Annotated in this window: 3 protein-coding genes; all 3 read left to right on the forward strand. The window is 37.1% G+C overall.

From position 1 onward, the window contains the following. The first annotated feature begins 302 nt into the window (after positions 1–302). Genes cas9 through cas2 form a run of 3 tightly spaced genes read left to right on the forward strand, consistent with a single transcriptional unit; the run spans position 303 to position 5,198 of the window. Positions 303–3,953 (forward strand): type II CRISPR RNA-guided endonuclease Cas9, encoded by a 3,651-nt coding sequence (cas9, locus tag HMPREF0673_RS11370; RefSeq protein ID WP_007902533.1) that lies wholly within the window; start codon positions 303–305, stop codon positions 3,951–3,953. A gap of 1 nt (position 3,954) precedes the next feature. Next, complete coding sequence (gene cas1, locus HMPREF0673_RS11375; RefSeq protein WP_007902535.1) at positions 3,955–4,839, forward strand: type II CRISPR-associated endonuclease Cas1; 885 nt, start codon at positions 3,955–3,957, stop codon at positions 4,837–4,839. After that, positions 4,836–5,198, forward strand: coding sequence for a CRISPR-associated endonuclease Cas2 (cas2, locus tag HMPREF0673_RS11380; protein WP_007902536.1), 363 nt, complete (start codon positions 4,836–4,838; stop codon positions 5,196–5,198). The genes cas1 and cas2 overlap by 4 nt, the downstream gene beginning before the upstream one ends. The last annotated feature ends 187 nt before the right edge of the window (positions 5,199–5,385 follow it).

The following is a 5,385-nucleotide window of genomic DNA, read 5'->3' on the forward strand; positions in this document are numbered from 1 at the left end:
TTTCTAATTTAAGCCCTAATTTGAGTGCTTACCGCCTTTTTGTATTATAGTGCTTTATTTTTTCTTTTGACAAACTTGATACTTGGATAATTGAGAATAAAAAATAGGGAAAGGTAGAAAAAGAAACTCCCACCGAAGCGGGAGTATAGGTTTAACACCTTCGGCAATTACTGCCTTATTGTGATAAGATGTAGGAAATCTTATATTCTGTTGCAAATATATAATGAATAATTTGTTCGTACAAATAATTTGTAGTACTTTTATGGATTATTAATAATTAACTAAACAATTATTATATTTGCATGACAAAAATATTAGGAATTGATACTGGAACAAATAGCCTTGGATGGGCTATTGTTGATAAGACGGCAGATAATTATAATCTGCTTGACAAAGGCGTGAATATATTTCAAGAAGGAGTCAAAATAGAGAAAGGCATAGAATCTTCAAAGGCAGCAGAACGTACAGAGCATAGAGCTACACGTGTAAGATACTATCGCATAAAATTGCGCAAGATACGTTTGCTTCGCATATTAAGTGACAATCATTTGTGTCCTCCTCTTTCACAAGAAGAACTTTCAACATGGCGACTAAAGAAGGTATATCCAAAGAATGAATTGTTCATGCAATGGCAACGTACTGATGACGATACAGAAAAGACTCCGTATGCATATAGGCACAAATGTATTCATGAGAAATTGGATTTGTCTGACGTTACCGATAGGTACATTTTAGGTAGAGCTTTTTATCATATCATTCAGCGCCGTGGTTTCTTGAGTAACAGAAAAGAGCAAGGTGGAGAAGATTCTGGCAAAGTAAAGGAAGGTATCAGTACCCTTACCCATGAAATGAATGAAGCCGGTTATGAATATCTTGGTGATTATTTCTATGCTCTTTATAATAAGGGAGAGAAAATCCGCAAGCATTATACTGCACGTAATGAACATTTTCTTTCCGAGTTTAAGGCTATTTGTGAGAAGCAAGACTTGGAAAAAGAACTGGGTTCGGAGGTTGTACGTAATATTGAAAAGGCAATATTTGACCAAAGACCTTTAAAGTCGCAAAAAGGACAGGTAGGCAAATGTGTGTTTGAGAAGAACAAGACAAAATGTCCTTCTTCACATCCAATGTACGAAGAGTTTAGAATGCTCACATTCATCAATAACATTAAGATCAAAACTCCTAATGATGATGTATTACGCCCTCTTAATACTGGGGAACGTGAAAAAATAATGCCTTTATTCTTTCGCAAGTCGAAAAAACAATTTGATTTTGAGGATATAACCAAGAAGTTGGCACCAAAGAAGATGTATGGCTTCTACAAGAAAGAAGAAGATGCAGAAATGCCATTCCTGTTCAATTATCCAATGGATACATCTGTTTCTGGCTGTCCTGTTACAGCTGCCCTTAAAGATGTATTTGGGGATGATTGGATAACCGCTATTTGTGAAACATACACATTAGGTGAGGGTAAAAGTCGATTTGATATTGTAAATGACATTTGGCATGCTTTGTATTTCTATTCTGACAAAGATAAACTTGCCGAGTTTGCTATAAACCGCCTGCAATTATCCGAAGATGAAGCAAAGATATTCAGTGAGATTTCTTTGCCAGCTGATTATGCCTCATTAAGCCTTAAGGCTATCTGTAAGATTCTTCCTTATCTAAGGAGAGGGTTGATATATTCTCATGCTGTATTTTTGGGTAACTTATGCGAAGTTATGCCCAAATACGAGTGGAGCATAAAGGAAATGCGCGAGACTATTATCGACAATATCATCATGGAGATGGATAAATGTGACACCAAAGACAAACGCACTTTCGAGGTGTGCATTAAAGATTATTTGAAAGGGCAGTATAATGTTTCTGATAATAGTCTGAAGAAGTTGTATCACCCTTCTATGATTGAGACATATCCAAGAGTGCAATACACTAATGAGCATGGCGTTTATCAACTTGGTTCGCCAAGAATAGATAGTGTTCGCAATCCTATGGCGATGCGTTCTATGTTCAGATTGCGTAAATTAGTGAACCGTTTGCTTGTAGAAGGAAAGATAGATCAAAACACTGAAGTTCATATTGAGTTTGCACGTGAACTGAATGATGCCAACAAGCGAAATGCCATTGCTTTATTCGTAAAAGAGAACCAAAGTGCCAATGATGAGGCTCGAAAGCAAATAATAACTCTATTCAAGAAAGAAACCGGGACGGATATTGAACCCACAGACAAAGATATATTGAAATATGTTCTTTGGGAAGAACAGAATCACATATGTCTTTATACCGGAAAGCAGATACGTATATCTGATTTCATTGGAGCAAATCCAAAGTTTGATATTGAGCACACCATTCCTCGTAGTGTTGGTGGTGATAGTACTAAGATGAACTTGACGCTTTGTGATAGCCGTTTCAATAGAGAAGTAAAGAAAACCAAGTTGCCCGTAGAATTGCCAAACCATGACGAGATTATGGAGCGCATCAAGGAGTGGAAAAAGAATTACGAGTTGCTTGACATTCAAATACGCAAAAATAAGAAATTGTCAAAAGGTGCGACAACAAAAGAGCAGAAGGACACAATTATTCGTAAACGTCATCTGCTGGAACTTCGTCGTGATTATTGGCGCGGTAAGTACGAGCGTTTCACAATGGAAAGTGTACCTGAAGGCTTTAGTCGTCGTCAAGGCACCGACATTAGTGTGATTTCAAAGTATGCCCGTCTTTACTTGAAGTCTCTCTTCAATCGTGTCTATACCGTGAAAGGCATAGCAACTTCTGACTTCAGAAAAATATGGGGAATACAAGACATCTATAGCAAGAAAGAACGTATCAATCATGTACATCATTGCATAGATGCCATTGTAATTGCATGTATTGGCTTGGATGAATATAATAAGCTGGGTGCATACTATCATGACGAAGAAAACAACAAATGGTATGGAATGTCGAAAGCATCTTTCAAAAAGCCATGGGCTACATTTGTAGAGGACATAAAGAAGATACAAGACGAAATCTTGGTGTATCATTACACTCCCGACAACATGCCGAAGCAAGGACGCAGAAGAATTAAGATTGATGGCAAGAAGATTCTTTGCAAAGGCGATGCCGCAAGAGGTTCTTTGCATAATGACACTTATTATGGCGCTATTGAAAATGATGGGGCTGTTAAGTATGTTAAGCGTATAGACTTAGCATCGTTAGAAGAAAAAGATGTTAAGAATATTGTGGATGATACGGTTAGGAGTATTATTGAAGCTGCCATAAAGGAGAAAGGCTTTAAGGATGCAATGGCAAGTACAATATGGATGAATGAGGAAAAGCGGGTTCCGATTAAAAAGGTGAGATGCTTCACCCCCTCTATCACCAAGCCATTGAATATTCGCAAACAACGTGATGTCTCTATCAAAGAATACAAGCAGCAATATCATGTTGCTAATGATAGCAATTATTTGCTTGCTCTATATATTGGTACAGATAACAAGGGCAAGGAAAAACGAGAGTTCGAAATTGTTAATATACTCCAAGCTGCTCAATACTATAGAACAAGTAATGATAAGGAGGTGGTTGACAGACATATTGTGCCTATTAAGAGTGAGCATGATTATCCATTTGCTTATACATTAAAAATAGGAACAATGGTTCTTCTTTATGAAAAATCACCTAATGAGGTTTGGGATGCTACGATCAAGGAAAGGAATAGACGTCTTTATAAGGTGACAGGATTGTCTACAATGAGAATGAAAGGACGAAATGGTGAATATGCATATGCCACAGTAAAATTAATACACAATGAAGAAGCCCGTCCAAGTAAAGATATAAAGGCAAAAAATGGAGAATACGAGCAAGGTGAAGAATTCCGTCCTGCAATAATAATGCTTCACACGCAGCTGAATGCCCTTGTTCAAGGTTATGACTTTGAGATAAATGAACTTGGTGAAATAAGAAGGCTTAGATAATATGATAAAGCAGACATTATTCTTCTCAACTCCGGTTTGTCTTTCGCTAAAGAATTCACAACTTGTGATTTCTTGGAAAGACAGTGATGACAAGGTAACGCGCCCTATAGAAGATATAGGGTGTGTTGTCCTGGAAAGTCAAATGATAAACATTACTTTACCGTTGCTCAACGAGTTGGTGAAGAATAATGTTGCTGTCATTTTATGTGACAATAAAATGATGCCTACCGCAATGCTTCAAAGCTTAGATTCCAATACTACACAATCTGAGAATATAAAGTCTCAGATTGCTGTTAGCGAACCGATGAAAAAACAAGCATGGAAACAGATAATTGAAGCTAAGATAAAGAACCAGTCTGCAGTCTTGGATACGTTTGGTAAAAACGGTAGCAGTCTTAAACCTTTCTACGCTAACGTGAAAAGTGGTGATACCGACAATAGGGAAGGCATTGCAGCAAAAATATATTGGACCCAACTGTTCGGTAAAGACTTTAAACGTGACAGGTGCGGAGATTCGCCAAATGTACTGCTTAATTATGGATATTCAATTTTGCGTGCAGCAACAGCACGAGCGTTACTTGGTTCTGGGCTGTTGCCTAATCTTGGTATATTCCATAAAAGCAGATACAATGCCTTTCCGCTTGCTGATGATGTAATGGAGCCTTATCGTCCTTATGTGGATTCAATAGTCTTTAATCTTTATGCAGATGGCATTACGGAATTAAACAAAGATTCCAAAATGGAGATAATGCGCCTTTTAAGCTGTGACGTAAAAATAGGCAAGGTAATGCGTCCGCTACAGATTGCATTGACTTTTACGACAGCATCTCTTGTTAAGTTTTATGCTGGTGAAATTAAGAAAATATCACTTCCCTTTATCTTATGACGGAATACAGACTTAATGCATATCATATTATGTGGCTATTTGTGTTTTTCGATTTGCCGGTTTCTACCAAAAAAGAAATGAAAGCAGCTGCACTTTTCCGTAAGAATTTGGAAAAGGACGGCTTTTCCATGATGCAGTTTTCTGTTTATATACGGCATTGTGCATCAAGAGAAAGTTTGGATGTGCATGTGAGAAGAGTGAAGGCATTATTGCCAGAAACGGGAAAGGTTAGCATACTAAGTGTTACTGATAAGCAATATGGGGACATCTATAATTTTTGGGGTAAACCAAAGAGCATTAAAAAGAGTAAAATCACTCAGAAAATTTTAGGTGCCCCAATTCAATTGGAATTTTTTTAGTACTTTTGTAGCGTAATAATTCTTACACGACGATTTCTTATAACAAAGCAAGAACTATAAAATATTGGTTCTCTGACATTTAATAGTTATAGGTTGTGGTTTGATGTAGGAATCAAAAGATATACAACTTCGAAAAAAGTTAGTACCTTTGCAATGTGTTGTGGTTTGATGTAGGAATCAAAAGATA

The sequence above is a fragment of the Leyella stercorea DSM 18206 genome (genome assembly GCF_000235885.1).
Lineage (GTDB): Bacteria > Bacteroidota > Bacteroidia > Bacteroidales > Bacteroidaceae > Prevotella > Prevotella stercorea.

What these genes read in the sequence shown, in the direction of transcription:
- cas2 (WP_007902536.1), top strand. Translation starts at nt 4,836, where the DNA reads ATGACGGAATACAGACTTAATGCATATCATATTATGTGGCTATTTGTG.
- cas1 (WP_007902535.1), top strand. Translation starts at nt 3,955, where the DNA reads ATGATAAAGCAGACATTATTCTTCTCAACTCCGGTTTGTCTTTCGCTA.
- cas9 (WP_007902533.1), top strand. Translation starts at nt 303, where the DNA reads ATGACAAAAATATTAGGAATTGATACTGGAACAAATAGCCTTGGATGG.